The organism is Isoptericola halotolerans (assembly GCF_045689585.1).
GTDB lineage: Bacteria > Actinomycetota > Actinomycetes > Actinomycetales > Cellulomonadaceae > Isoptericola > Isoptericola halotolerans_B.
The window spans coordinates 2877994-2901474 of sequence record NZ_CP140108.1 but is presented as its reverse complement, the minus strand read 5'-3'; the positions used below and the strand labels follow the sequence as shown (position 1 = coordinate 2901474).

At 71.1% G+C, this 23481-nt stretch carries 24 protein-coding genes; 15 read left to right on the top strand and 9 right to left on the bottom strand.

The window, feature by feature from the left end; all coding sequences use genetic code 11:
* The first annotated feature begins 30 nt into the window (after nucleotides 1-30).
* The 3 genes from UQW22_RS13505 to UQW22_RS13495 are packed head-to-tail and all read left to right on the top strand — an operon-like array spanning nucleotide 31 to nucleotide 3906.
* Complete coding sequence (locus UQW22_RS13505; RefSeq protein ID WP_407317552.1) at nucleotides 31-1839, top strand: AMP-dependent synthetase/ligase; 1809 nt, start codon at nucleotides 31-33, stop codon at nucleotides 1837-1839.
* 31 nt (nucleotides 1840-1870) lie between these two features.
* A complete protein-coding gene (locus tag UQW22_RS13500) occupies nucleotides 1871-3631 on the top strand; it encodes a DEDD exonuclease domain-containing protein (RefSeq protein ID WP_407317550.1) in 1761 nt (586 codons plus the stop codon).
* Nucleotides 3625-3906 (top strand): Lrp/AsnC family transcriptional regulator, encoded by a 282-nt coding sequence (locus tag UQW22_RS13495; protein ID WP_407317549.1) that lies wholly within the window; start codon nucleotides 3625-3627, stop codon nucleotides 3904-3906. The genes UQW22_RS13500 and UQW22_RS13495 overlap by 7 nt, the downstream gene beginning before the upstream one ends.
* 39 nt (nucleotides 3907-3945) lie before the next feature.
* Here UQW22_RS13495 and trpD read toward each other — a convergent pair whose 3' ends face one another.
* Together trpD and UQW22_RS13485 are read right to left on the bottom strand one after the other, a co-directional pair.
* Entirely contained in the window at nucleotides 3946-5010 is a 1065-nt protein-coding gene (trpD, locus tag UQW22_RS13490) for an anthranilate phosphoribosyltransferase (RefSeq protein ID WP_407317548.1), read from the bottom strand.
* A gap of 52 nt (nucleotides 5011-5062) precedes the next feature.
* Nucleotides 5063-5452 carry a hypothetical protein gene (locus tag UQW22_RS13485; protein WP_407317547.1) on the bottom strand — a complete coding sequence of 130 codons (390 nt, stop codon included), beginning with the start codon at nucleotides 5450-5452 and terminating at the stop codon, nucleotides 5063-5065.
* A 202-nt stretch (nucleotides 5453-5654) separates the two neighbouring features.
* Between UQW22_RS13485 and UQW22_RS13480 the strand changes: the two genes are divergently transcribed.
* From UQW22_RS13480 to UQW22_RS13460, 5 genes are all read left to right on the top strand, one after another.
* Entirely contained in the window at nucleotides 5655-6308 is a 654-nt protein-coding gene (locus UQW22_RS13480) for a heme-copper oxidase subunit III (protein ID WP_407317546.1), read from the top strand.
* 69 nt (nucleotides 6309-6377) lie between these two features.
* Nucleotides 6378-7160 carry a cytochrome c gene (locus UQW22_RS13475; protein WP_407317545.1) on the top strand — a complete coding sequence of 261 codons (783 nt, stop codon included), beginning with the start codon at nucleotides 6378-6380 and terminating at the stop codon, nucleotides 7158-7160.
* Nucleotides 7157-8203 (top strand): Rieske 2Fe-2S domain-containing protein, encoded by a 1047-nt coding sequence (locus UQW22_RS13470; RefSeq protein ID WP_407317544.1) that lies wholly within the window; start codon nucleotides 7157-7159, stop codon nucleotides 8201-8203. Before UQW22_RS13475 ends, UQW22_RS13470 begins: the two co-directional genes overlap by 4 nt.
* Nucleotides 8200-9909 (top strand): cytochrome bc complex cytochrome b subunit, encoded by a 1710-nt coding sequence (locus UQW22_RS13465; RefSeq protein ID WP_407317543.1) that lies wholly within the window; start codon nucleotides 8200-8202, stop codon nucleotides 9907-9909. Before UQW22_RS13470 ends, UQW22_RS13465 begins: the two co-directional genes overlap by 4 nt.
* Nucleotides 9910-10071: 162 nt before the next feature.
* Complete coding sequence (locus UQW22_RS13460) at nucleotides 10072-10695, top strand: superoxide dismutase (RefSeq protein WP_407317541.1); 624 nt, start codon at nucleotides 10072-10074, stop codon at nucleotides 10693-10695.
* A gap of 94 nt (nucleotides 10696-10789) precedes the next feature.
* Here UQW22_RS13460 and UQW22_RS13455 read toward each other — a convergent pair whose 3' ends face one another.
* Genes UQW22_RS13455 through coxB form a run of 3 tightly spaced genes read right to left on the bottom strand, consistent with a single transcriptional unit; the run spans nucleotide 10790 to nucleotide 13937 of the window.
* Entirely contained in the window at nucleotides 10790-11191 is a 402-nt protein-coding gene (locus tag UQW22_RS13455) for a cytochrome c oxidase subunit 4 (RefSeq protein WP_407317540.1), read from the bottom strand.
* Nucleotides 11188-13011: a cytochrome c oxidase subunit I gene (gene ctaD / locus UQW22_RS13450; protein ID WP_407317539.1), complete on the bottom strand. Its 1824-nt coding sequence runs from the start codon at nucleotides 13009-13011 to the stop codon at nucleotides 11188-11190. Before ctaD ends, UQW22_RS13455 begins: the two co-directional genes overlap by 4 nt.
* The gene (coxB, locus tag UQW22_RS13445; RefSeq protein ID WP_407317538.1) at nucleotides 13011-13937 is read right to left on the bottom strand and encodes a cytochrome c oxidase subunit II; all 927 of its coding nucleotides are present in this window, start codon (nucleotides 13935-13937) and stop codon (nucleotides 13011-13013) included. Before coxB ends, ctaD begins: the two co-directional genes overlap by 1 nt.
* 285 nt (nucleotides 13938-14222) lie before the next feature.
* Between coxB and UQW22_RS13440 the strand changes: the two genes are divergently transcribed.
* Both UQW22_RS13440 and UQW22_RS13435 read left to right on the top strand, forming a co-directional pair.
* The gene (locus UQW22_RS13440; protein WP_407317536.1) at nucleotides 14223-15380 is read left to right on the top strand and encodes a cysteine desulfurase family protein; all 1158 of its coding nucleotides are present in this window, start codon (nucleotides 14223-14225) and stop codon (nucleotides 15378-15380) included.
* Nucleotides 15377-15625, top strand: a complete 249-nt coding sequence (locus UQW22_RS13435; protein ID WP_407317535.1) for a sulfurtransferase TusA family protein — start codon at nucleotides 15377-15379, stop codon at nucleotides 15623-15625. Before UQW22_RS13440 ends, UQW22_RS13435 begins: the two co-directional genes overlap by 4 nt.
* A gap of 160 nt (nucleotides 15626-15785) precedes the next feature.
* Here UQW22_RS13435 and UQW22_RS13430 read toward each other — a convergent pair whose 3' ends face one another.
* Both UQW22_RS13430 and UQW22_RS13425 read right to left on the bottom strand, forming a co-directional pair.
* On the bottom strand, nucleotides 15786-16136 hold the full coding sequence (locus tag UQW22_RS13430) for a HesB/IscA family protein (RefSeq protein ID WP_407317534.1): 351 nt from the start codon (nucleotides 16134-16136) through the stop codon (nucleotides 15786-15788).
* 74 nt (nucleotides 16137-16210) lie between these two features.
* The gene (locus UQW22_RS13425) at nucleotides 16211-16774 is read right to left on the bottom strand and encodes a hypothetical protein (RefSeq protein ID WP_407317532.1); all 564 of its coding nucleotides are present in this window, start codon (nucleotides 16772-16774) and stop codon (nucleotides 16211-16213) included.
* Between the two features lie 43 nt (nucleotides 16775-16817).
* Here UQW22_RS13425 and nadA point away from each other — a divergent pair, with 43 nt between their 5' ends.
* The 3 genes from nadA to UQW22_RS13410 all read left to right on the top strand — a co-directional run bounded on the left by nadA (nucleotide 16818) and on the right by UQW22_RS13410 (nucleotide 19271).
* Nucleotides 16818-18023, top strand: a complete 1206-nt coding sequence (gene nadA, locus UQW22_RS13420) for a quinolinate synthase NadA (RefSeq protein ID WP_407317530.1) — start codon at nucleotides 16818-16820, stop codon at nucleotides 18021-18023.
* A gap of 30 nt (nucleotides 18024-18053) precedes the next feature.
* A complete protein-coding gene (locus UQW22_RS13415; RefSeq protein WP_407317529.1) occupies nucleotides 18054-18647 on the top strand; it encodes a DJ-1/PfpI family protein in 594 nt (197 codons plus the stop codon).
* Between the two features lie 78 nt (nucleotides 18648-18725).
* Nucleotides 18726-19271 carry an acyl-CoA thioesterase gene (locus UQW22_RS13410; RefSeq protein ID WP_407317527.1) on the top strand — a complete coding sequence of 182 codons (546 nt, stop codon included), beginning with the start codon at nucleotides 18726-18728 and terminating at the stop codon, nucleotides 19269-19271.
* A gap of 84 nt (nucleotides 19272-19355) precedes the next feature.
* On the opposite strand, the gene UQW22_RS13405 is transcribed toward UQW22_RS13410, so the two are convergent.
* Nucleotides 19356-20738 carry a dipeptidase gene (locus UQW22_RS13405; RefSeq protein WP_407317525.1) on the bottom strand — a complete coding sequence of 461 codons (1383 nt, stop codon included), beginning with the start codon at nucleotides 20736-20738 and terminating at the stop codon, nucleotides 19356-19358.
* A 56-nt stretch (nucleotides 20739-20794) separates the two neighbouring features.
* On the opposite strand from UQW22_RS13405, the gene UQW22_RS13400 reads away from it, so the two are divergent.
* Complete coding sequence (locus UQW22_RS13400) at nucleotides 20795-21427, top strand: DUF3043 domain-containing protein (protein ID WP_407317524.1); 633 nt, start codon at nucleotides 20795-20797, stop codon at nucleotides 21425-21427.
* Nucleotides 21428-21503: 76 nt separating this feature from the next.
* The gene (locus UQW22_RS13395; protein ID WP_407317522.1) at nucleotides 21504-22517 is read left to right on the top strand and encodes an aldo/keto reductase family protein; all 1014 of its coding nucleotides are present in this window, start codon (nucleotides 21504-21506) and stop codon (nucleotides 22515-22517) included.
* Nucleotides 22518-22605: 88 nt separating this feature from the next.
* Here UQW22_RS13395 and UQW22_RS13390 read toward each other — a convergent pair whose 3' ends face one another.
* A complete protein-coding gene (locus UQW22_RS13390; protein WP_407317520.1) occupies nucleotides 22606-23454 on the bottom strand; it encodes a YczE/YyaS/YitT family protein in 849 nt (282 codons plus the stop codon).
* Between the last annotated feature and the right edge of the window lie 27 nt (nucleotides 23455-23481).

Sequence of the window (23481 nt, the reverse complement as noted above, 5' to 3'; positions counted from 1 at the left end):
CCACGGACGAGCCCTGCCACTGGAGTCAGCATGGACGAGATCACCACCCCGCAGCTCGTAGAGCTGCCCCCGACGTCGAACCTCAACGACCTGATCACCGACAGGGTCGCGAAGGACCCGGACGCCCCGATCGTCGAGCGCCCCGCCGGCGACGGCTGGGAGAGCCTGAGCAACGCCGCCTTCGACGCCGAGGTCGTGGCCGTGGCCAAGGGACTCGTCGCCAAGGGCGTCCAGCCGGGCGACCCGGTCGGCATCATGTCCCACACGCGCTACGAGTGGACCCTGCTGGACTTCGCCGCGTGGGCGGCCGGGGCGGTGCCCGTCCCGGTCTACGAGACCTCAGCGGCCGAGCAGGTCGAGTGGATCGTCACCGACGCCGGCGTCACGGTCCTGGTCGTCGAGGACGCCACGCTCGCGGCCGTCGTCGACCAGGTCGCCGGCTCCGCGCCCACGCTGCGCGAGGTCCTCTCGATCGAGGACGGGGCGATCGCGGACCTGGTCGCGGCCGGGGCCGACGTCGACGACGCCGAGATCGCCCGACGCCGCGGGCTCGCCGGGCTCGACGACGTGGCCACCATCATCTACACCTCGGGCACCACGGGTCGCCCGAAGGGCGCCGAGCTCACCCACGGCAACTTCGCCTCGCTCGCCACCAACGCCGTCGCCGCCGTACCGGAGGTCTTCGCCGCCGGGGGCCGCACCCTGCTCTTCCTCCCCCTGGCGCACGTCTTCGCCCGGTTCATCGAGGTGCTCGCGATCGCCGGCGGCAGCGTGCTGGGCCACTGGGCGGACGTCAAGACGGTCACGGAAGGGCTCGGGACGTTCAAGCCGACGTTCGTGCTCGCCGTGCCGCGCGTGTTCGAGAAGGTCTACAACTCGGCGGAGCAGAAGGCGGCGGCCGGCGGCAAGCTGAAGATCTTCCAGTGGGCCGCCGCCACCGCGATCGCGTGGTCCCGCGCGCAGGACACCGGCGGGCCGTCGCTGTGGCTCAACGTCCAGCACAAGGTCGCCGGCAAGCTGGTCTACGGCAAGCTCCTGGCCGCCCTCGGCGGGCAGGCCCGCTACGCGGTCTCCGGCGGCGGGCCGCTCGGCGAGCGGCTCGGGCACTTCTTCCGGGGGATCGGGCTGACGATCCTCGAGGGCTACGGGCTGACCGAGACCACCGCGCCGACGAGCGTCAACCGGCCCGCGGCCAACCGGATCGGGTCCGTCGGCACCCAGCTGCCCGGCTGCGGGGTGCGCATCGCCGAGGACGGCGAGATCCTCCTCCAGGGCGTGCACGTCTTCCGCGGCTACCGCGGCAACGCCGAGGCGACCGCCGAGGCGTTCGACGGCGAGTGGTTCCGCACCGGCGACCTCGGCACGCTCGACGACGACGGGTACCTGTCGATCACGGGCCGCAAGAAGGAGATCATCGTGACGGCCGGCGGCAAGAACGTCGCGCCGGCCGCGCTCGAGGACCGGATCCGTGCGCACGCCCTGGTCAGCCAGTGCGTCGTCGTCGGGGACAACCGGCCGTTCATCGGCGCGCTGATCACCCTCGACCCCGAGGGCCTGCCGGGCTGGCTCAAGATGCACGACAAGCCCGCCCTGGGCGTCGAGGAGGCCCGGACCGACCCCGACGTCCTCGCCGCGCTGGACGCCGCCGTCGCGCGGGCCAACCAGGCCGTCTCGAGGGCGGAGTCGATCCGCAAGTTCTCGATCCTCGCGGAGGACCTCACCGTCGAGAACGCCTACCTCACCCCGTCGCTGAAGGTGAAGCGCTCGGTCGTCCTGGCCGACTTCTCCGACGACGTGGACGCGCTCTACGTCGATGACCGCGAGCAGTCCCCCGCCTGACCTGTCGGTGGCGGGGGCTACGGTCCCCGCCATGTCGATCGCACCACCACCGCAGGCCGCGACGACGGCGGTGCAGCCGTCGTTCGCGGACCTGGGTACGCCGCTCCAGGACGTCACCTTCGTCGTCGTGGACCTGGAGACCACCGGCAGCCGGGCGAGCGACGCCGGAATCACCGAGATCGGTGCCGTCAAGGTCCGCGGCGGCGAGGTCGTCGGTGAGTTCCAGTCGCTCGTGAACCCTGGCCGTCCGGTCCCGGCCTTCGTCGCGCGGCTCACCGGCATCACCACGGCGATGGTCTCGACCGCACCCGACATCGACCTCGTGCTGCCGGGCTTCCTCGAGTTCTCCCACGGGTGCGTGCTGGTCGCCCACAACGCGCCGTTCGACGTCGGCTTCCTGCGCGCGGCGTGCGCCGACCTGGGATACACCTGGCCCGGGTTCGCCGTCGTCGACACGCTGCCGCTGGCCCGACGAGCGGTCTCGCGCGACGAGGCGCCCAACCACAAGCTGTCCACGCTGGCCCGGCTCTTCCACGCCCGCACCTCGCCGGACCACCGGGCGCTGGCCGACGCCCGTGCCACCGTCGACGTGCTGCACGCGCTGCTCGAACGTCTGGCACCGCTCGGCGTGACGCACCTCGAGGACCTGGCCACCGCCGCCGACCCCGTGCCGGCGGACGTGCGCCGCAAGGTGACCCTGGCTGACGGGCTGCCCACCGCCCCGGGCGTGTACCTCTTCCGCGGTCCGGACGACGAGGTCCTCTACGTCGGCACGTCGACCAACATCCGCCAGCGGGTGCGGTCCTACTTCACCGCCGCCGAGAAGCGCCGGAGGATCACGGAGATGGTCCGCATCGCGCACGCCGTCACCCCGGTCGTCTGCGCGACGCCGCTGGAGGCCCAGGTCCGCGAGCTGCGCCTGATCGCCGAGCACGCACCGCGGTACAACCGGCGCTCGAAGCATCCCGAGCGGCAGTCGTGGGTGCGGCTGACGGACGAGGCCTACCCCCGGCTGTCCGTCGTCCCGGAGGTGCGCGGGGACGTGCCCCACATCGGACCGTTCACCTCCCGCCGAGCGGCGTCCGCCGCCGTCGAGGCCCTGCACGACGCGATCGGCCTGCGACAGTGCACGCAACGGCTGCCCGCGGTCGCCCGCGCACCCCGCAGCCCGTGCGCCCTGGCAGGGCTGGGGCGCTGCTCGGCACCCTGCACCGCGACGGCGGGGCCGGACACGGACTACCCGACCGTCGTCGAGGAGGCCCGGGCCGCGCTGACCGGCGACCCGGGCGCCGTCGTCCGCGCGCTCGCCGAGCGGGTGGCGCGGCTGGCCGGCCAGGAACGCTTCGAGGAGGCCGGTCAGGTGACGCACCGGCTGCGGACGTTCGTGCGTGCCGCCGCCCGCGCGCAGCGACTCGACCCGTTGAGCCGGTGCGCCGAGCTCGTCGCCGCCCGGCCGACGGCGGCCGGCGGCTGGGAGCTGATCGTCGTGCGGCACGCCCGGTTCGCCGGCACCGCCGTGACCGGACCGCACCAGGACCCGCTGCCCGTGGTCGACGCGCTGCGCGCCACGGCCGAGGTGGTCGATCCCCCGCCACCACCCGCGCCGGCCTGCCACCCGGAGGAGGCGGCGCTCGTCCTGGACTGGCTCGACCAGCCGGGCGTCCGCCTGGTGCACGCCTCGGACCCGTGGACGTGCCCGGTCCGCTCCGCGGTCGCCCACGCCGACCTCGAGGACGTCTCGGCATCGGTCGCGCTGGCGCTGCGCGGCCCGGATACGATGGCGGCATGCTGACCGCGATCGTCCTCATCGACACCGTGCCGGACCAGATCCCCGAGGTCGCCACCCAGGTCACGAACCTGCGGGGGGTGAGCGAGGTCTACTCCGTCACCGGCAAGGCTGACCTGGTGGCGATGGTGCGGGTCGCCGAGCACGATGAGCTCTCGGCCGTCATCGCCGACGGCATCAGCAAGGTCGCCGGCGTGCTGCGCACCGAGACGCTCATCGCGTTCCGGGCCTACTCGAACGTCGACCTGGAGCAGGCCTTCGCGCTCGGGCTCGACGACTGACCACACCCCTCGCGAGACCGCGTCTCACGAGCGTGCGCCTCAGACCTGGGTCGCCGCCACCCACCGCTCGACGACGTCGGCCGTCCCGCCCTCGTCGATGCTCCGCGCGGCGTGCTCGAGCCCGTGCCCGATCCGCTCGACGAGGGTGCCCTCCGCGGTACCGGGCAGCGTCCCGTCCGCGACGAGCGCCGCCGCCGCGTTGAGCAGCACGGTCTGCCGCACCGGCCCCTGTTCCGTGCCCGTGAAGACCTCCCGGGCGACCTGGGCGTTGTGCACGGCGTCCGCCCCGCGCAGGTCGTCGATGCGGAGGCGGTCCAGGCCGAGGTCCGTCGCGGCGTCGAGGCGCTGCTCGACGACCTCGCCGTCGCGCACCTCCCACACCGTCGTCCCGCCGGTGGCGGCCAGCTCGTCCAGACCGTCGTCGCCGCGGAACACGAGGGCCGACGTGCCGCGGGAGGCGAACACACCGGCCATCAGCGGCGCCATGCGGGCATCGGCGCAGCCCACCGCCGTGGCTCCCGGCTGCGCGGGGTTCGTCAGGGGGCCCAGGAAGTTGAACGCCGTCGCGACGCCCAGGTCGCGGCGTGCCGTGGCGGCATGACGCATCGAGGGGTGGAACATCCCGGCGAAGCAGAACGTGATCCCGACCTCGTGGGCGATCTCGGCCACCCGCTCGGCCGGCTGGTCCAGGCGCACGCCCAGCGCCTCCAGGACGTCCGCGGAGCCCGAGGACGACGACGCGGCGCGGTTGCCGTGCTTGACGACCCGCACGCCGGCACCCGCCACCACCACGGCCGCCATCGTGGAGATGTTGACGGTGTGGTGCCGGTCGCCGCCCGTGCCGACGAGGTCGAGCGTGGGGCCCGCGACCTCGATGCGGACGGCGTGCGCCAGCATGGCGTCCGCGAGCCCGGTCAGCTCCGCCGCCGTCTCACCCTTGGCCCGCAGCCCGACGAGGAAGCCGGCGAGCCGGGGAGCCGGCACCTCCCCAAACATCACCTGGTCCATGGCCCAGGCGGTCTCGTCGACCGTCAGGTCCGCACCGGAGATCAGCGCGGAGAGCACTCCGGGCCACGTACGTTCGGTCGGGGCACTCAGGGTCACGGCACTCACTCCAGCGAGACGGTTCGGGACGGGCGCGGTCGGTGCCGCCGGCTCACGCAGCCTGCGACAACGTCTCCGCCACGACCCGCTGCACCACGAAGGCGTCGAGCGGGCGGGGCACCACGGAGTCCGCGAGCGACCATGATGCCAGCCACGCGTCCTGCGGCCGTCCGGTGAGGACGACGACGGGCGGGCAGTCGTAGACCTCGTTCTTGAGCTGACGGCACAGGCCCATCCCGCCGGCCTTGTCCGCCTCGCCGTCGAGGACGATCAGGTCGAACCGCCGACCCTCGGCGGTCGGGACGAGCCGCTGCGCCGTCGCGACCTCGGTCCAGGCGATGTCGGCCGCCCCGGCATGGAGCCGGGGGCCGACGGCGAGGCGCACCTGGTCGCGCACGGTGGCGTCGTCGCTGTACAGGAGGACACGGGGGCCTGTCGTCATCGAGCATCCCTTCGCAGACGTTTGATGGCATCGTGGCACAGGTGCGTCACCTCGGTCACCGACGAGCGGTGGTCTTTTCGTGGCGGTCTGCAGTGATCCGTCATCAACCGGCGTCCCGACGGCATGATTCTGCAGATTCGGTGAACCTGATCTCCGCGATCCGACCCCCTCGGGTCCTCGAACCCGCCTCACGTCAGCCATAATGGCTGATGTGTCGACTGCAACGGCTGCTGCCCCCCACGCCCATCAGCACGTGACCGTCAACCGACCGAACCCTGTCTCGGTCGGGACGATCGTGTGGCTGGCCAGCGAGCTCATGTTCTTCGCCGGCCTGTTCGCCATGTACTTCACCGTGCGCTCGGTCATGCCCGAGGCGGAGTGGGACGCCCAGGCGTCGCACGTGTCCCTGATCTTCCCGTTGGTCAACACGTGCATCCTCGTCGCCTCGTCGATCACCTGCCAGGCAGGTGTGCTGGCCGCCGAACGGTTCCAGCCGGCACGCACGGGCTCGCTGCTCCAGGTGGGTCGCTGGGGCATGAACGAGTGGATGACGCTGACCTACATCATGGGCGCGATCTTCGTCTCCGGGCAGATCTTCGAGTACGCGGAGCTCGTCCACGAGGGGCTGACCATCTCCTCGAGCGCCTACGGCTCGGTCTTCTACCTGGCGACCGGCTTCCACGGCCTGCACGTGGTCGGTGGCCTCATCGCCTTCCTGTTCCTGCTGGGCCGGTCCTTCCGCGCCAAGCGCTTCACCCACCACGAGGTCACCACCGGTCTCGTCGTGTCCTACTACTGGCACTTCGTCGACGTGGTGTGGATCGCCCTGTTCCTGGTGATCTACGTCCTGAAGTAGTCATCGGGCGGCACGGACGCCGCCCCCTCCCGACCCTGCACCATCCACCTGCGAGACGAGGACATTTTCGTGAAGGCACTCGCCGCCCGCCGGCACCACCGGGCCGCCCCGGTCGTGCTGCTGCTGCTGGCGCTGCTGGTCACGGGCGGCTTGTACGCCGTCCTGGCGCCCACATCGGCCACCGCCGAGACAGCCAGCACAGCGACCGACGTGGAGGAGGGCCAGCGGCTCTTCCAGGCCAACTGCGCCACCTGCCACGGCCCGAACGCCGAGGGCACCTCCGAGGCGCCGTCCCTCGTGGGCGTCGGAGCCGCCGCGGTCGACTTCCAGGTCTCGACCGGGCGCATGCCCATGCAGATGAGCGGGCCCCAGGCCGCCGCGAAGCCGCCGCAGATGAACCCGGAGCAGACCGCGGACCTCGCGGCCTACGTCGCCTCGCTCGGTGCCGGTCCGGCCATCCCCACGGACGAGCAGGTGGACGCGTCGCTCGGCGACTCCTCGAACGGCGCCCTGCTGTTCCGCACCAACTGCGCGATGTGCCACAACGCCGTCGGTGCCGGTGGTGCCCTCTCCGAGGGCAAGTGGGCACCGCCCCTGGACGACGTCTCGGAGCGGAACCTCTACCAGGCCATGCTGACCGGCCCGCAGTCGATGCCGGTCTTCAACGACGCCAACATCGAGCCCGAGGAGAAGCGCGACATCATCGCCTACCTCGTCGAGCAGCGCGACGGTTCCGCCGGCGGCCTGACGCTGGGATCCCTCGGTCCCGTCAGCGAGGGCCTGTGGGCGTGGGTCGTCGGTCTCGGCCTGATGATCGGTGCAGCTGTGTGGATCGGAGCGAAGTCCTCGTGAGCGAGAACCAGAACCCCAACACCGGGCAGGAGGTCACGAGCGCCTCCGCGACCGCCCCCGACCGTTTCGAGGACCCGGGCGTCCCGGCGCACAAGCAGCGCCTGACGGACACGAACCCGCACGCGACCAAGCGCAACGAGCGCATCATCGCGCTGATCTTCGGGATCTCCTGCCTCGGCGCGATCGCCAGCGTCGTGTCCTACTTCGCGGTGCGCCCGGACGGGACCACCGAGGGCACTCGCTTGTCGACCGTTCTCCTGGGCGTCACGATGGCGATCTCCCTGCTGGGCATCGGCATCGCCGCGATCCACTGGGCGAAGTCGCTCATGAGCGACCACGAGCACGTGGACGAGCGCCACGACCTGGCCAGCTCGCCCGAGGTGCGTGCGGTCGCCGTCCAGCACCTCGCCGACGGCGTGGAGGACTCCGGCATCGCCCGTCGTGGTGTCCTCAAGGGCGCCGCGGTCTCCGCGCTGGCGCTGTTCCCGCTGACCTTCGCCGTCCCCCTGATCTCGAGCGTCGGCGGCGACTGGGACGTGTCGAAGTTCCGCCACACGATCTGGGACCGCAACAAGCGGCTCGCCTACGACCCCTCCGGTCGCCTCATCAAGGCCGCCGACCTGACGGTCGGCTCCGTGGCGCACGTCATCCCGGAAGCCTCGCAGGAAGAGATGCAGTCCCACGAGTGGATCACGGAGAAGGCCAAGGCCGTCGTGCTCCTCGTCCGGCTGAACCCCGAGGACCTCCGCTCCGACCAGTCCCCCGAGGGCGAGACCTGGAGCTACGACGGGATCGTCGCCTACTCGAAGATCTGCACCCACGTGGGATGCCCCGTGGCTCTGTACGAGCAGCAGACCCACCATCTGCTCTGCCCGTGCCACCAGTCGACGTTCGACATGGCCGACGGCGCGAAGGTCGTCTTCGGTCCCGCGAACCGGCCACTGCCGCAACTTCCGATCACGGTCGATGACGAGGGCTACCTCATGGCGCAGCACGACTTCGTCGAGCCCGTCGGCCCGAGCTACTGGGAGCGTCTGAAGTGAGTACCGACACCAGCCCCTCCTCCGCGACCGAGACGCCGACCACACCGGCCGGCAAGGCCGCCGACTACCTCGACCAGCGCACGAGCGTCGGCTCCGCGGTCAAGGAGTTCGCGCGCAAGGTCTTCCCGGACCACTGGTCCTTCATGCTCGGCGAGATGGCGCTCTTCTCGTTCGTCGTGCTGCTGCTCACCGGCGTCTTCCTGACGATGTTCTTCGACCCGTCGATGGCGCTCGTCGAGTACCACGGCGACGGTCCCGAGTCGATGCAGGGTCAGCTGATGTCGGTGGCGTTCGCCTCGACGCTGGACCTGTCCTTCGAGGTGCGCGGCGGTCTGCTCATGCGGCAGATCCACCACTGGGCCGCCCTGGTCTTCATGGCCTCCATCGTGGTGCACATGATGCGTGTGTTCTTCACCGGCGCCTTCCGCAAGCCGCGCGAGATCAACTGGCTCGTCGGCACGGTGCTGATGATCCTGGGCCTCGCCGCCGGGTTCACGGGCTACTCGTTGCCGGACGACGTGCTCTCCGGCAACGGTCTGCGGATCACCGACGGCGTGGTGAAGTCGATCCCGGTGATCGGCTCGTACATGTCGTACTTCATCTTCGGCGGCGAGTTCCCGGGCGAGCACATCATCCCGCGCCTGTTCACCGTGCACATCCTTCTCGTGCCGGCGCTGATCCTCGCGCTCATCGGTCTGCACCTGTTCCTCATGGTGCTGCACAAGCACACCCAGTACCCGGGTGGCGGCCGCACGGACAAGAACGTCGTCGGCTACCCCCTGTTCCCGGTGTACATCGCCAAGATGGGCGGCAACTTCTTCATCGTCTTCGGCATCCTCGCCCTGATGGGCGCGACGATGAGCATCAACAACGTCTGGAACTACGGGCCCTACGACCCCTCCCCCATCGGGGCGGGCGCCCAGCCCGACTGGTACATGCTCTTCCTCGAGGGGTCGCTGCGGCTCATGCCGGGGTGGGGCACGGAGTGGGTCATCTTCGGCTACACCCTCTCCCTGAACGTCCTGATCCCGGCGGTCGTGATCCCGGGCCTGCTGTTCACGTTCCTGTTCGTGTACCCGTTCGTCGAGGCCCGGGTGACCGGCGACAAGCGCGAGCACCACGTCCTGGACCGTCCGCGGAACGTCCCCGTCCGCACCGGCCTGGGTGTCGCCTTCCTGACCGCGTTCATCATCCTGGCGCTCGCCGGGTCGAACGACCTCATCGCCACGCACTTCGGCATGTCGCTCAACCAGATCACCTGGGCGTTCCGGATCCTGTTCTTCGTCGGCCCGGTGTTCGCGTTCTGGGTCACGAAGCGCATCTGCCTGGGTCTGCAGCGCAAGGACCGCGAGCTCGTGCTGCACGGCCACGAGACGGGCCGTATCGTGCGCTTCGCCAACGGTGAGTACATCGAGGTGCACCGGCCGCTGGACGACCAGGAGCGCTGGCTGCGCGTCAACTACGACGCCCACCGGCCCCTCGAGATCGATCCGGCCACCGACGCCCGCGGCGTCAAGCGTCCCGGCTACAAGAAGGACAAGCGGTGGCAGAAGCTGTCGAAGTTCTTCTACGAGGACCGCGTCGAGCCGGTGACCCCGGCTGAGCTCGCTGCCGCGCACGCGCACGGTGAGCACGACGAGGTCGAGGCCGCCCCCCACTCCCCCGAGCTGGTCTCGGGGGCCGAGAACGCCGATCGGGAGCACTGAGTCTCCTGAGCAGCTAGACCACAGGGACCCGCGTATCCCCCGCCGTGACGACGGGAGGGTGCGCGGGTCTCTTGGTTCTCCTGCACCGGTGGATCCTCCACCGGTTCGGCGCCGACCACTCGGCACCCCTGTGGTGCCCGACCTGACGGAAGGTACTTGAGCATGGCTGTCTACACGCTGCCTGACCTGCCCTACGACTACAGCGCGCTCGAGCCGCACATCAGCGGCAAGATCATGGAGCTGCACCACGACAAGCACCACGCCGCCTACGTCGCGGGGGCGAACACGGCGCTGGAGAAGCTGGCCGAGGCCCGCGAGTCCGGCGACCTCGCCACGGTGAACCTCCACGAGAAGAACCTCGCGTTCCACCTCGGCGGGCACACCAACCACACCATCTTCTGGCACAACCTCTCGCCCGAGGGCGGCGGCGAGCCCGACGGTGAGCTGGCCGAGGCCATCAAGGACCAGTTCGGCTCCTTCGCCGCCTTCCAGGCCCACTTCGCCGCCACCGCGACCGGCATCCAGGGCTCCGGCTGGGCCGTGCTCGGCTGGGACTCCCTCGGACAGAAGCTGCTGATCTTCCAGCTCTTCGACCAGCAGGCCAACGTCCCGGCCGGCATCGTCCCGCTGCTCATGCTCGACATGTGGGAGCACGCCTTCTACCTCGACTACCTCAACGTCAAGGCCGACTACGTCAAGGCGTTCTGGAACATCGCCAACTGGCGCGACGTCGCCGCCCGCCTCGACCGCGCCCGCACCCAGACCGCAGGCCTCCTCACCGCGTGATACCTGGCTGAGGTCGCCGGCAGGTCCGGCAACGACGAAGAGGCCCGGTCCCACGCAGAGCGTGGGACCGGGCCTCTTCGTGCGACGGGGTGGATCAGTGGGCGTGCTGCCCGCGGCTGAACTCGAACACCCAGCCGACCAGGCCGACCAGGCCGACGATGATGCTGATGTAGAAGACCCACCAGCCGACGGCCAGACCGAGGAAGGCCACCGCGGCACCGGCACCGAGCACGAGGGGCCACCAGGACCAGGGGGCGTAGACGCCCTGGTCTCCGGCGCCCTGGTCGATCTCGCCCTGCTCGTCGTCCTCCGGACGCGGGTCGATGTGGCGGGCCTGCAGCGCAAGGTAAGCACCGATCATCGCCATGAGGCCACCGACGAGCGGGATGCCCAGGTAGCCGACGGGCTCGGTCCACCCGCCGAAGAAGCCGTAGAGGACACCGACGACCACGAAGAACGGGGCCAGCCAGACGAAGAGCCGGATCTCGATCTTCACTTGGTCGTCTCCTCGTCCTCGGGTCCGTCGACCGCCGTCGACGACTGGTGCTTCTCGGGGTAGTCGTTGATCTGTCGTTCCTCGACGAGCTCCGCCTGGCCGCGGCGGTCAGCACCGCCGTAGACCTGCTCGAGGCCGTCCTGGTTGACGTGCGGGTCCTCCATGGCGGCGACCTCCGGGTGGTGCAGGTCGAAGGCCGGCGACTCGGAGCGGATCCGGGGCAGCGACGTGAAGTTGTGCCGCGGCGGCGGACACGAGGTCGCCCACTCGAGCGAACGGCCGTAGCCCCACGGGTCGTCGACCTGGACCCGGGGAGCGTTGCGCCAGGTCGCGTAGACGTTCCACAGGAACGGGAGCGTGGAGGCCGCGAGGATGAACGCGCCCACGGTCGAGAGCTGGTTCTCCCAGGTGAAGCCCTCGTCCGGCATGTAGTCGGCGTACCGACGCGCCATACCCTCCACACCCAGCCAGTGCTGCACCAGGAACGTCATGTGGAAGCCGATGAACAGGATCCAGAAGTGGACCTTGCCGAGCCGCTCGTTGAGCATCGTCCCGGTGAACTTGGGCCACCAGAAGTAGAAGCCGGCGAACATCGCGAACACCACGGTGCCGAAGACGACGTAGTGGAAGTGCGCCACCACGAAGTAGGAGTCCGAGAGGTGGAAGTCCAGCGCGGGGCTCGACAGGATGATGCCGGTCAGGCCGCCGAAGAGGAAGGTCACGAGGAACCCGATGGACCAGAGCATCGGAGTCTCGAACGTGAGCTTCCCGCGCCACAACGTGCCGATCCAGTTGAAGAACTTCACACCGGTCGGGACCGCGATGAGCATCGTCATGAAGGCGAAGAACGGCAGCAGCACGGCGCCGGTGACGTACATGTGGTGCGCCCACACGGTGACCGACAGGGCCGCGATCGCGATCGTGGCGTAGATGAGGCCCTTGTAGCCGAAGATCGGCTTGCGGCTGAAGACCGGGAAGATCTCCGAGACGATGCCGAAGAACGGCAGCGCGATGATGTACACCTCGGGGTGCCCGAAGAACCAGAACAGGTGCTGCCAGAGCACCGCTCCCCCGTTGTCCGGGTTGAAGACCTGTGCGTTGAACCGGCGGTCGGCGCCGAGCGCGAAGAGCGCCGAGGCGAGCGGCGGGAAGGCCATGAGCACGAGCAGGCTCGTGACCAGCGTGTTCCAGGTGAAGATCGGCATCCGGAACATCGTCATGCCGGGCGCGCGCATGCAGATGATCGTCGTGATGAAGTTGACGCCACCGAGGATGGTCCCGAACCCGGCCAGCGCCAGGCCGAAGACCCAGAGATCTCCTCCCAACCCCGGACTGAACGTGGTGTTGGACAACGGCGCGTAGGCGAACCACCCGAACGACGCCGCACCCTGCGGGGTGAAGAAGCCGGCTGCGGCGATGAGCCCGCCGAAGAGGAACAGCCAGTACGCGAACATGTTCAGTCGTGGGAACGCCACGTCCGGCGCACCGATCTGCAGCGGCATGATGACGTTCGCGAAGCCGGCGAAGAGCGGTGTCGCGAAGAGCAGCAGCATGATCGTGCCGTGCATCGTGAAGAGCTGGTTGTACTGCTCCTTGCTCTGCACGATCTGGATGCCGGGCATGAAGAGCTCGGCGCGGATGAGCAGCGCCAGGATCCCTCCCACGGCGAACCAGAAGAACGACGTGATCAGGTACATGTAGCCGATGGTCTTGTGGTCGGTGGAGGTGATCCACTTGACGACCGTTCGGCCCAGGGTCTGCCGCTCGGAACGGAGGCCGGGAACGACCTCGGCTCCGTACGCGGTCTCGGTGGTGGCCATCAGCCCTCGACCTCCGGAATGGTTTCTTCGCTGGTGAACTCACCGTGCTGCTGACGGTTGAGGTCGAGACCGAGCTCGCCGGTCTGGCCCTTGGCCTCGAGCTCCGCCATCTGCGCGTCGTACTCGGCGCGGTCGACGACCTTGACGTTGAAGAGCATCCCGGAGTGGAACTCGCCGCAGAGCTCGGCGCACTTGCCGGCGTAGGTGCCCTCCCGCTCGGGGACGACCTGGAACGTGTTCGTCCGGCCGGGGATCATGTCCATCTTGAACAGGAACGCGGGGATCCAGAAGGAGTGGATGACGTCGCGCGAGTCGACGGTGAACTCGACGCGCTCACCGACGGGGAGGTACAGGGTCGGCAGGTTCTGGGAGGTGCCGGGCTCGCCGTCGACCTCGTCCTCGGCGGTCTGCGCCCCGGGGTCCAGCAGCTGCTGGCCCGACTCGTAGACACCCTCGTCGAGGTAGTTGAAGTCCCAGCTCCACTGCTTGCCGATGACCTGGATGTTGACGTCCGGTTCCTCGGACGTGGTGTCGAGGACCGCGGTCATGTCCCGGTTCGTGTAGAAGAACAGCACGAGGACCATGAGCGTCGGCACGATCGTGTACATGATCTCGAGCGGCATGTGGTAGCGCGTCTGCACGGGCAGCCGGTGGTCGTCGCGGCGCTTGCGGTAGGCGGCGACGCACCACAGCATCAGCCCCCACGTGATGACGCCGACGGCGAGCGCGGCGACCCAGGAGCCGACCCACAGGTCGGTCATGCGCCCGGTCTGGTTGGTCACCTCCCCGTCGCTGTATCCGGGAAGGTATCCGCGCTGGGCGGCATCGTCGGCGCAGCCGGAGGCAAGCGCCACGACGGCGACCGCGACGGCGGTCGCACGCAACGCCAGGGCCCGCCGGGTGCGAGTGGGGCTCTTCGGGTGCAAGGGAGGCCTTTCACGTCTCGTCCGACCGCCGCGCCCTCGCTCGGGGCGCACGGGTAGGACCTTCGTCCTCGATGGGAGCAGCCTAGCGCGACCTTCACGCTTTCGACGCCAGAAGCGCCCCGTTCCTACGTGACGACAGGCGGCCTCCGTGTCGCCATCCCGGCTGTTCGCGACATGGTTCCGAGGCGTGTCAGATCATCGCGTCGCTGGCGGCCCCGGTCGGCGCCACGGCATCATGGACGTGCGCTCCGCGCACCGTCCCAGCACCGCACCGAAGGGCTCCGTGTGACACACCCCACCCCCACCGACGGGCGGTCCCACCTGGACAACGGCGGTCGGGCACCCTGGCACCCGTTGGCTCGCCAGGCGTTCCTCCAGGCCCTCGACGACGGCTGGGCGGACCCGCGCCGCCTGCACACCGAGGGTCGTCGCGCCGCCGCGCTGCTGGACGGCGCCCGGGAGGCCGTCGCCGACGTGCTCGGCGCCCGGACGGAGGAGGTCCGCTTCACGCCCTCGCACACCGCATCGCTGCACGCCGCGGTGGTGCAGGTCGCCCGGGCCCGACGGCGGCACGGCCACGACGTCGTGGTCGGCGCCGTCGAGCGGGCCGCCGTCCTGCACGCCGCCGAGCATGCCGCCGGTCCCGCGGGACGGCGCGTGACCGTCGCGGTCGACGGGTACGGGCGGGCGGACGCCGACGCGTTCGTCGAGGCGCTGCGGCACGACGGTGTCGCACTCGCCGCGCTGCAGCACGCCAACGGCGAGGTCGGCACGACCCAGCCGGTCGAGGCGGTGCACGAGGCCGCGCGGGCGGCGGGCGTGCCGCTCGTCGTCGACGCGGGAGCGAGCCTCGGCCACGCCGTCGTCGGCCCCGCCTGGGACGTCCTCGCCGCGGACCCGGCCGACTGGGGCGGACCCGCGGGCATCGGTGTCGCCGCGGTCCGGCACCGGGCCCGCACCGTCGCCGACGGGCCGGAGGACCCCGAGCCGTGGGCGCCGGGCGGTATCAGCGTGCCGGCCGCCTTCGCGGCCGCCGTCGCGCTGCAGGCCGTCCAGGCCGACCGTGGCGACGCCGACGGACGGCGACGCGCTCTCGTCGATCAGGTCCGCGCCCGGGTCGCGCAGATCCCCGACGTGGAGGTGGTGGGAGACCCGTCCGACCGGCTGCCGCACGTGGCGACGTTCTCGTTCCTCTACGTCGACGGTGAGGCGCTCGTCTCCGAGCTCGACCGCGCCGGGTTCGCCGTCGGGTCGGGCTCGGCCTGCACGGCGAGCACGCTCGAGCCGTCGCACGTCCTCGCAGCCATGGGCGTGCTCACCCACGGCAACGTGCGGATCGCGCTGGACAGGTCCACGGACGCCGCCGACGTGGAGCGGTTCCTCGACGTGCTCCCGGGCGCCGTGGCCCGCGTCCGCGACATGCTGGGGGTGCAGGGCCTGTGAGCACCGGGGACGGTCACGTCGTGGACGCCCGCGGGCTGCGGTGCCCCGTGCCGGTGATCCGGCTCGCCGCCCACGCCCAGGGGCTGCCGACCGGTACCGAGGTGACGGTGCTCGCCACGGACCCCGCCGTCGAGCACGACGTCCCCGCCTGGGCACGGCTGCGCGGGCACACGTACGTCGGGGCCCGCACGCACGAGGCGGACGGCCGGCCCTGGTGGGCACTGACCGTCCGCCTCGGGGACTGACTGCTCGGAGGCCTTCGGCTCGGCCGACGTCATATCGGCTGAACCTGCGGTTCCGCTACGGGCGGGTTCCTCGGCCCTCGATCGCGATCGACCTACGCTCGCAAGCTCGCTACGGACGCTCGCTCAACCCTCGGCCCCCACCCTGCGCTGCACCCTCGGCTCAGCCGAAGGAACCGCCGCAGGCGCAGGACTCGCCGGCGTTCGGGTTGTCGATCGTGAAGCCCTGCTTCTCGATCGTGTCGGCGAAGTCGATCTTCGCGCCGTCCAGGTACGGGACGCTCATGCGGTCCACGACGACCTCGACGCCGTCGTAGTCGCGCAGGGCGTCCCCGTCGAGCAGGCGCTCGTCGAAGTAGAGCTGGTAGATCAGGCCGGAGCAGCCGCCGGGCTGGACGGCGACGCGCAGACGCAGGTCGTCGCGTCCCTCCTGCTCGAGGAGGTTGCGGACCTTGTTCGCGGCGACCTCGGAGAGCTCGACGCCATGGGTGGCGATCTCGGTGGTGTCGGTCATGCTTCCTCCAACAGGTTGGCCGGTGCGGCTGTTCCCGATCCTACGCCGGAATCGTGGCGGGTCGATGACTCACGTCACAGTCTGCCCCACTCCGGTGCCCAGGTGCGGGCGGCCCGTGCCACCGCCCCCTCCTGCCAGGGATCACCCACCTCGTGCACCCCGGCGACGCCGGCGGCCGCCAGCTCGCGCCGGGTCACCTGGGAGCGTCCGGCGAGCACGACGACGGGGACCGCGTGGGGCGACGCGGCCCGGGCCGCGTCGGCCACGGGCCCGTCGTGCAGTGCCGCGCCGTCCAGCACGCGGACGTGCACGACGACCAGGTCCGCGCCGGCGGCGCGCTCCGCCAGCAGGGCCACCTGCGGCGCGGGGGCAGGTGGTCCGACGCTGGACAGCCCGAGCGCCGTCGTGGGGACGAACACGCCCGCCACCGACGGACCGGGGCCGTCGGGTGACGCGGGTGGCGCGGCATCGCCGGCAGGGACGACCAGCGGCTCGGTGCTGCCGCGCGGCGCCGCCTGCGACCACGCGGCCGCGACGGCCGCCGCGGTGCCCGAACGGGTGTCGGCGCAGCCGTCGTCGACCGGTACCGCAGGACCGTGGGAGGGGGCGCCGGACGCGGCGACGATGAGCGCGTGCACGGACCGATCGTGGCACATCCCGGCGTCGTGGGAAGATGAGCGCGTGAGCACTCTGCTGAACGAGACGTCCACCTTCGTCGAGCCGGCACCGTCACCTCTGCTCCTGCTCGGGCAGGGCCGCGACCTCGCGTCCGAGCGCGGTGTCGAGTGCACGGGCGCGCTCCCCTCGCCGTCGGACCCGGACCTGGTCGAACGGGCACGGGCCGCACGCGAGGCCCTCGGGAGCCGCGCCTTCGTGCTGGGCCACCACTACCAGCGCGACGAGGTCATCGACTTCGCGGACGTCACCGGCGACTCGTTCAAGCTCGCCCGCGAGGCCGCGGCGCGGCCTGAGGCCGAGTTCGTCATCTTCTGCGGCGTGCACTTCATGGCCGAGTCCGCCGACATCCTGACCTCCGACGCCCAGCAGGTCGTGCTGCCCGACATGGCGGCCGGCTGCTCGATGGCGGACATGGCGGAGATCTCGCAGGTCGAGGAGGCGTGGGCCGTCCTGGAGGACGCCGGCGTCGCGGCCGACACGATCCCCGTGACCTACATGAACTCCACCGCCGCGATCAAGGCGTTCACGGGCCGCCACGGCGGCACCGTGTGCACGTCGTCGAACGCGCAGGTGGCGCTGCGCTGGGCCTTCGACAAGGTCGGCGGCGTCGACGGCACCGGGAAGGTGCTGTTCATGCCGGACCAGCACCTCGGCCGCAACACCGCGGTGCTCCAGCTGGGCAGGAGCCTGGACGACTGCGTCGTGTTCGACCCCCGCAAGCCCGACGGCGGCCTCACCGCGGCCGAGCTGCGCGACGCCCGCATGATCCTGTGGCGCGGTCACTGCTCGGTCCACGGGCGGTTCTCCGAGCGCAACGTCACCGACGTCCGGGCCGCGGTGCCGGACGTCACCGTGCTGGTGCACCCGGAGTGCAAGCACGAGGTCGTCAACGCCGCCGACATGGTCGGCTCGACGGAGTACATCATCAAGGCGCTCGAGAACGCCGAGCCGGGGTCGTCGTGGGCGATCGGCACCGAGCTCAACCTCGTGCGGCGGGTCGCCGCCGCACACCCGGACAAGCAGGTGCACTACCTGGACTCGACGGTGTGCTTCTGCTCGACGATGAACCGCATCGACCTGCCGCACCTCGTCTGGGCGATGGAGTCGCTCGTCGAGGGCCGCGTGGTCAACCGCATCGTCGTGGACGCCGAGGACGCGCACTGGGCCCAGGTGGCCCTCGACCAGATGCTGGCGCTGCCGGGGGTCTGACCGACCTGACAGAAGGGCGATGACCGTGCGATGAGCACCGACGGGGGGCTGCACGTCGGCATCTTCGTGTTCGACGAGGCCGACGAGCTGGACGTCGTGGGACCGTTCGAGGTCTTCACCGCCTGGTCCGGCTGCTCGGAGCTCAGGCCGCACGTGAGCACGTTCTCCTGGACGGGTGACGGGGTGCGTCTGGCCGGTGGTCTGCGGATGCTCCCGCACCGCTCGGCGGACGACGTCGGTCCGCTGCACCTGCTCGTCCACCCCGGCGGCTGGGGCACGCGCAGCCTGCTGGAGGACTCCTCGCACCTGGAGTGGCTGCGTGCCGTGCGGGCGCAGACGCCGATCGTGGCCAGCGTCTGCACGGGGGCGCTCGTGCTGGCCGCCGCGGGGCTGCTCGCCGGGCGGCCCGCCACCACGCACCACGACCACTACGACGACCTGGCACGCCTCGACCCGAGCACCGTGGTCGACTCCGAGGCCCGGTTCGTCGACGACGGCGACGTGGTCACCTCGGCCGGGGTGTCGGCCGGGATCGACATGGCCCTGCACCTGGTGACCCGGTTGGAGTCCGGCACGGCGGCCGCTGCGGTCCGCCACGCGCTGCAGTACGACGCACCGGCGTGACGGCGTCGGCCGCGACGGCGCCACCGACCTCGGCGGCCGATACCTGATACCGCGCGTCGCCGATATACCGTGGCGCCCATGACCCGGATGCTGCACCTCGCCAAGGCCTCCCTGCTCCCCCGCCGGCCCGTCGTCGGACGAGGCCTCCTCGACGCCTCGACCACGGTGCTGCGGGTGCACCCCGGGGACCTCGACATGTACGTCCACGTCAACAACGGCTCGTACCTGCAGATGATGGACGTGGCGCGGTCGAACCTCATCGCCGACCTCGGCGGGTTCTCCCTGCTCCGGGCCGAGGGCTGGTACCCCGTGGTCGCGGCGTCGACGATGACGTACAAGCGGTCGCTGCAGCTGTTCGAGAAGGTCACTATCACCACGCGCGTCCTCGGCTGGGACGCCCGCGTGGTCTACATCGAGCAGGTCTTCACGCGCGCCGGCACCTTCGCGGCGCGCGGCTGGGTCGCCGGCCGGTTCCTCGGCAAGGACGGGTCGCGCGTCGCCCCGGCGGACGTGGTCGCGCTGCTCGGAGGGCAGGGCGAGGTGCAGAGCCCAGCCCTGCCCGACGACGTCGCCGCCTGGGCCCGGTCGGTCGATGTCGCGCACCGTGAGGCCGACCAGGCCTGAGAGCTACTCCGTTCGGCAGTTCCTGTCCTGTTCGGCAGTTCAAGCTGCCGAACAGGACAGGAACTGCCGAACAGGTGCACCCGGTCAGCCGGCGTGCGCGAGCCGTCGCAGCAGCAGCGCCTCAGCGAGCACGACCTTGCGCAGCTCGCCGAGGTGCACCGACTCGTTCGCACCGTGGGCCCGAGAGTCCGGGTCCTCCACGCCGGTGACGAGCACCGCGGCCTCGGGGAACGCCTCGAGGAGGTCGGCGATGAAGGGGATCGACCCACCGACGCCGATGTCCACCGGTACTGTCCCCCACGCCGCGGAGAACGCGCTGCGCGCGGCCCGCATCGCCGCGGAGTCCGCCGGCGCGCCGAACGCCCTGCCCTGCTCGCCGGGGGTCCAGGTGACCCGCGCACCGAACGGGGCGTGCGACTCGAGGTGGGTCCGCAGCGCCGCCTCCGCCTCCTTCGGCTCGAGGCCCGGCGGGATCCGGACCGAGATCTTGGCCGCGGAGCGCGGGGCGAGGGTGTTCGAGGCGTGGGCCACCGAGGTCGCGTCGATCCCGACGACGGCGATCGCCGGCTTGGTCCACAGCCGTCCGGCGATCGTGCCGGTCCCGGCCAGCTCGACGCCGTCGAGCACCGAGGCGTCGCCGCGGAAGTCGGCCTCCGCGTAGTCGACCTCCGGTTCGCCGGCGCCGGTGAGCCCGGCGACCGCCACGTCGCCGGCGTCGTCGTGCAGGGTCGCGACGAGCCGCGCGAGCAGGACGTTCGCGTCCAGGACCGGACCGCCGAACATCCCGGAGTGCACGGCGTGCTCCAGCACCTCGACCGAGACGACACCGTCGACCAGCCCGCGCAGGGACGTCGTCAGGGCCGGCACGCCGACCTTCCAGTTCGTGGAGTCCGCCACGACGATCACGTCGGCGGCGAGCAGCTCGTGATGGTCCGCGAGGAACCGGGCGAAGCTGGGCGACCCCGACTCCTCCTCCCCCTCCACGAACACGGTCACGCCCACGCCGAGGTCGTCGCCGGCCGCCGCCAGGGAGCGCAGAGCCCCGACGTGGGCCATCAGACCGGCCTTGTCGTCGGCCGCGCCGCGACCGAACAACCGGTCGCCGACCTGCGTCGGCTCGAACGGTGCGGTCTCCCAGGCGGCCGGGTCCCCCGGCGGCTGGACGTCGTGGTGCGCGTAGAGCAGGACGGTCGGCTCATCCGGCCGCGCCGGACGACGGGCGACCACGGCGGGGGCGCCCGCCGTGCCGTCGGGCCGGTCGGACCTCAGCACGCGGACGTCGGGGAGCCCGACGCCGCGCAGCAGGTCGGCCACGGCGTCCGCGCTGGCTGCGACGTGGGCCTGGTCGAAGGCCGCCGCGGAGACGCTCGGGATCCTGACCAGCGCCTCGAGGTCCGCCCGGATGGCAGGGAACAGCTCGTCGACGTGGGCGCGCAGGGCGGCCACGTCCGTCTCGGTGTGGTTCACCCCTCCACGCTACCGGGGCGTCACCGCCCGGCCCCGCGCTCGACTACCCTGGTGGCGTGATCTTCCGCAAGCCTGACACCGCCGACTCCGCTGCCACCGGCTCGTCCGACAGCCCCTCCGTCGCCGACCCGGCGATCACGCCGGCCGGCAAGGGCCGACCGACGCCCAAGCGGCGTGAGGCTGCGGCGAAGAACCAGCGCCCCCTGGTCCCGAACGACCGCCGGGCGGCGCGCAAGGCGAGCAAGGAGAAGGCGCGCGAGGAGCGCACCCGCGAGTACAAGGCGATGCAGACCGGCGACGAGCGGTTCATGCCGGTCCGCGACAAGGGACCGGTCCGTCGGTACGTCCGCGACTACGTCGACGCCCGCTGGAACCTCGGAGAGTTCTTCCTGCCGGTCGCCTTCGCGTTCATCTTCCTCAACCTGCTGGTGATGCAGAACCCGACGCTGGGCGCGCTGGTGCTCCTCGCCCTGTACGCGGTCGTGTTCATCACCCTGATCGACGCCGTGGTCATGTGGCAGCGTCTCAAGCGCAAGCTGCGCGACAAGTTCGGTACCGCGGGCGCCGACGGCACGACGTACGACGTGCCGCGCGGGACGATGATGTACGCCGTCATGCGAGCCTTCCAGCTCCGCCGCTCGCGCCTGCCGAAGCCGATGCACAAGAAGCACGGCGTCTGGCCGCAGTAGCCGGCGCGTGCGGCCGGTGCCGAACGATCCGGCGCCCGGGGTCGAATCGATGCGACCGGCGGCATAGGGTGACGGCATGGTCAACTACCGGTACCTCGGCAACAGCGGTCTCAAGATCACCGAGATCACCTACGGCAACTGGCTCACCCACGGCTCCCAGGTCGAGAACGACGTCGCCACCCAGTGCGTGCACGCCGCCCTCGACGCAGGGATCACCTCGTTCGACACCGCGGACGTCTACGCCAACACCAAGGCGGAGTCCGTCCTGGGGGAGGCGCTGAAGGGTCAGCGCCGCGAGTCGCTCGAGATCTTCACCAAGGTCTACTGGCCCACGGGACCCGGCGGCCCCAACGACACCGGGCTGTCCCGCAAGCACGTCATGGAGTCGATCAACAGCTCCCTGCGGCGCCTCGGCACGGACTACGTCGACCTCTACCAGGCGCACCGGTACGACGTCGAGACGCCGCTCGAGGAGACGATGCAGGCGTTCGCCGACATCGTCCGGCAGGGCAAGGCGCTCTACATCGGCGTCTCGGAGTGGACCGCCGACCAGATCCGCGCGGGTGCGGAGCTGGCGAAGGAGCTCGGCTTCCAGCTCATCTCCTCGCAGCCGCAGTACTCGATGCTGTGGCGGGTCATCGAGGACGAGGTCGTCCCCGCCTCGCAGGAGAAGGGCCTGTCCCAGATCGTCTGGTCGCCGATGGCGCAGGGCGTCCTCTCCGGCAAGTACGTGCCGGGCAAGGAGCTGCCGGCCGGGTCGCGCGCCACCGACGAGAAGGGCGGCGCGAAGATGATCCAGCGGTTCATGCGCGACGACGTCCTCGAGCGCGTCCAGGGCCTCAAGCCCGTGGCCGACGAGCTCGACCTGTCGATGGCGCAGCTCGCCGTCGCGTGGGTGCTCCAGAACGACAACGTGGCCGCCGCGCTCGTCGGCGCCTCCCGCCCCGAGCAGGTCGCGGAGAACGTCAAGGCGTCCGGCGTCGAGATCCCGGCCGAGCTCATGGCGCGGATCGACGACGTCCTGGGTGACGTGGTCGAGCGCGACGCCGGCAAGACCCTCGAGGGGATGCCGACGACGCGCGTCGCCTGACGCCCACCCGGCACGAGCGTCCCTGTCCGTCCCGCATCGAGCCCTGATGCGGGACGGACAGAGACGCTCGTTCACGTCCGGACCGGGGTCAGATAGTCCGACCGTGCTCGCCGAAGGAGTCCAACGCACGGGCGATCTCCCGCGCACGGCGACGCACCCGCTCCTCGCGGGTGGCGCGCTCCCCCGCCCCGTCCGACCGGTCGGACGACGACGCCGGCACGGGCGGTGCGGCGCCACGGGCGACGCGCGTCGTGCGTGCAGACCGCGGACCGCTGAGCCCGTCCGGGACCAGCCAGCGCCACCGCGCGGCGGCCTGCACCACGACGCCCACGCCGAACGCGAAGGCGACGGTGGCCCAGCCGAGCGTCCCGCCGAGCAGCCAGCCGACGGCGACGACCGTCGCTTCGATACCGGTCTTGATCACGCGCACGGACCAACCGGTGCGCGCCACGAGCCCGGTCATGAGCCCGTCGCGAGGGCCGGGGCCCAGGCGCGCCCCGACGTAGGCGGCGGTGGCCACGCCGTTGAGCACGATCCCGCCGAGGGCGAGCGCGACCCGGCTCACGGCCCCCGGGTCGGGCAGCAGCACGTCGAGCAGCCGCAGGCTGGGCTCGATGGCGACAGAGATGATCACCACGTTCGCGACGGTCCCGATCCCCGGGCGCTGCCGCAGGGGCACCCACGCGGCGAGGACCAGCAACGACGTCAGGGCGACGGTCACGCCGAACGGCCATCCGGTGGTGCGTACGACCCCCTGGTGGAGCACGTCCCAGGGCATGCCGCCCTGTCCGGCGTGCAGGAGCATCGCCATCGACAAGGTGAAGACGAGCAGTCCGACGACGAGCTGGGCGCCTCGCCGGGCAGGGGTGAAGCCGGTGCGGGTCACGGTCGGCGTCGGCACGCCGGCGGTCGCACGGGAAGTCGTCGGAGCGGTCATACCCCCACCATCGGCGACATTGGCTTT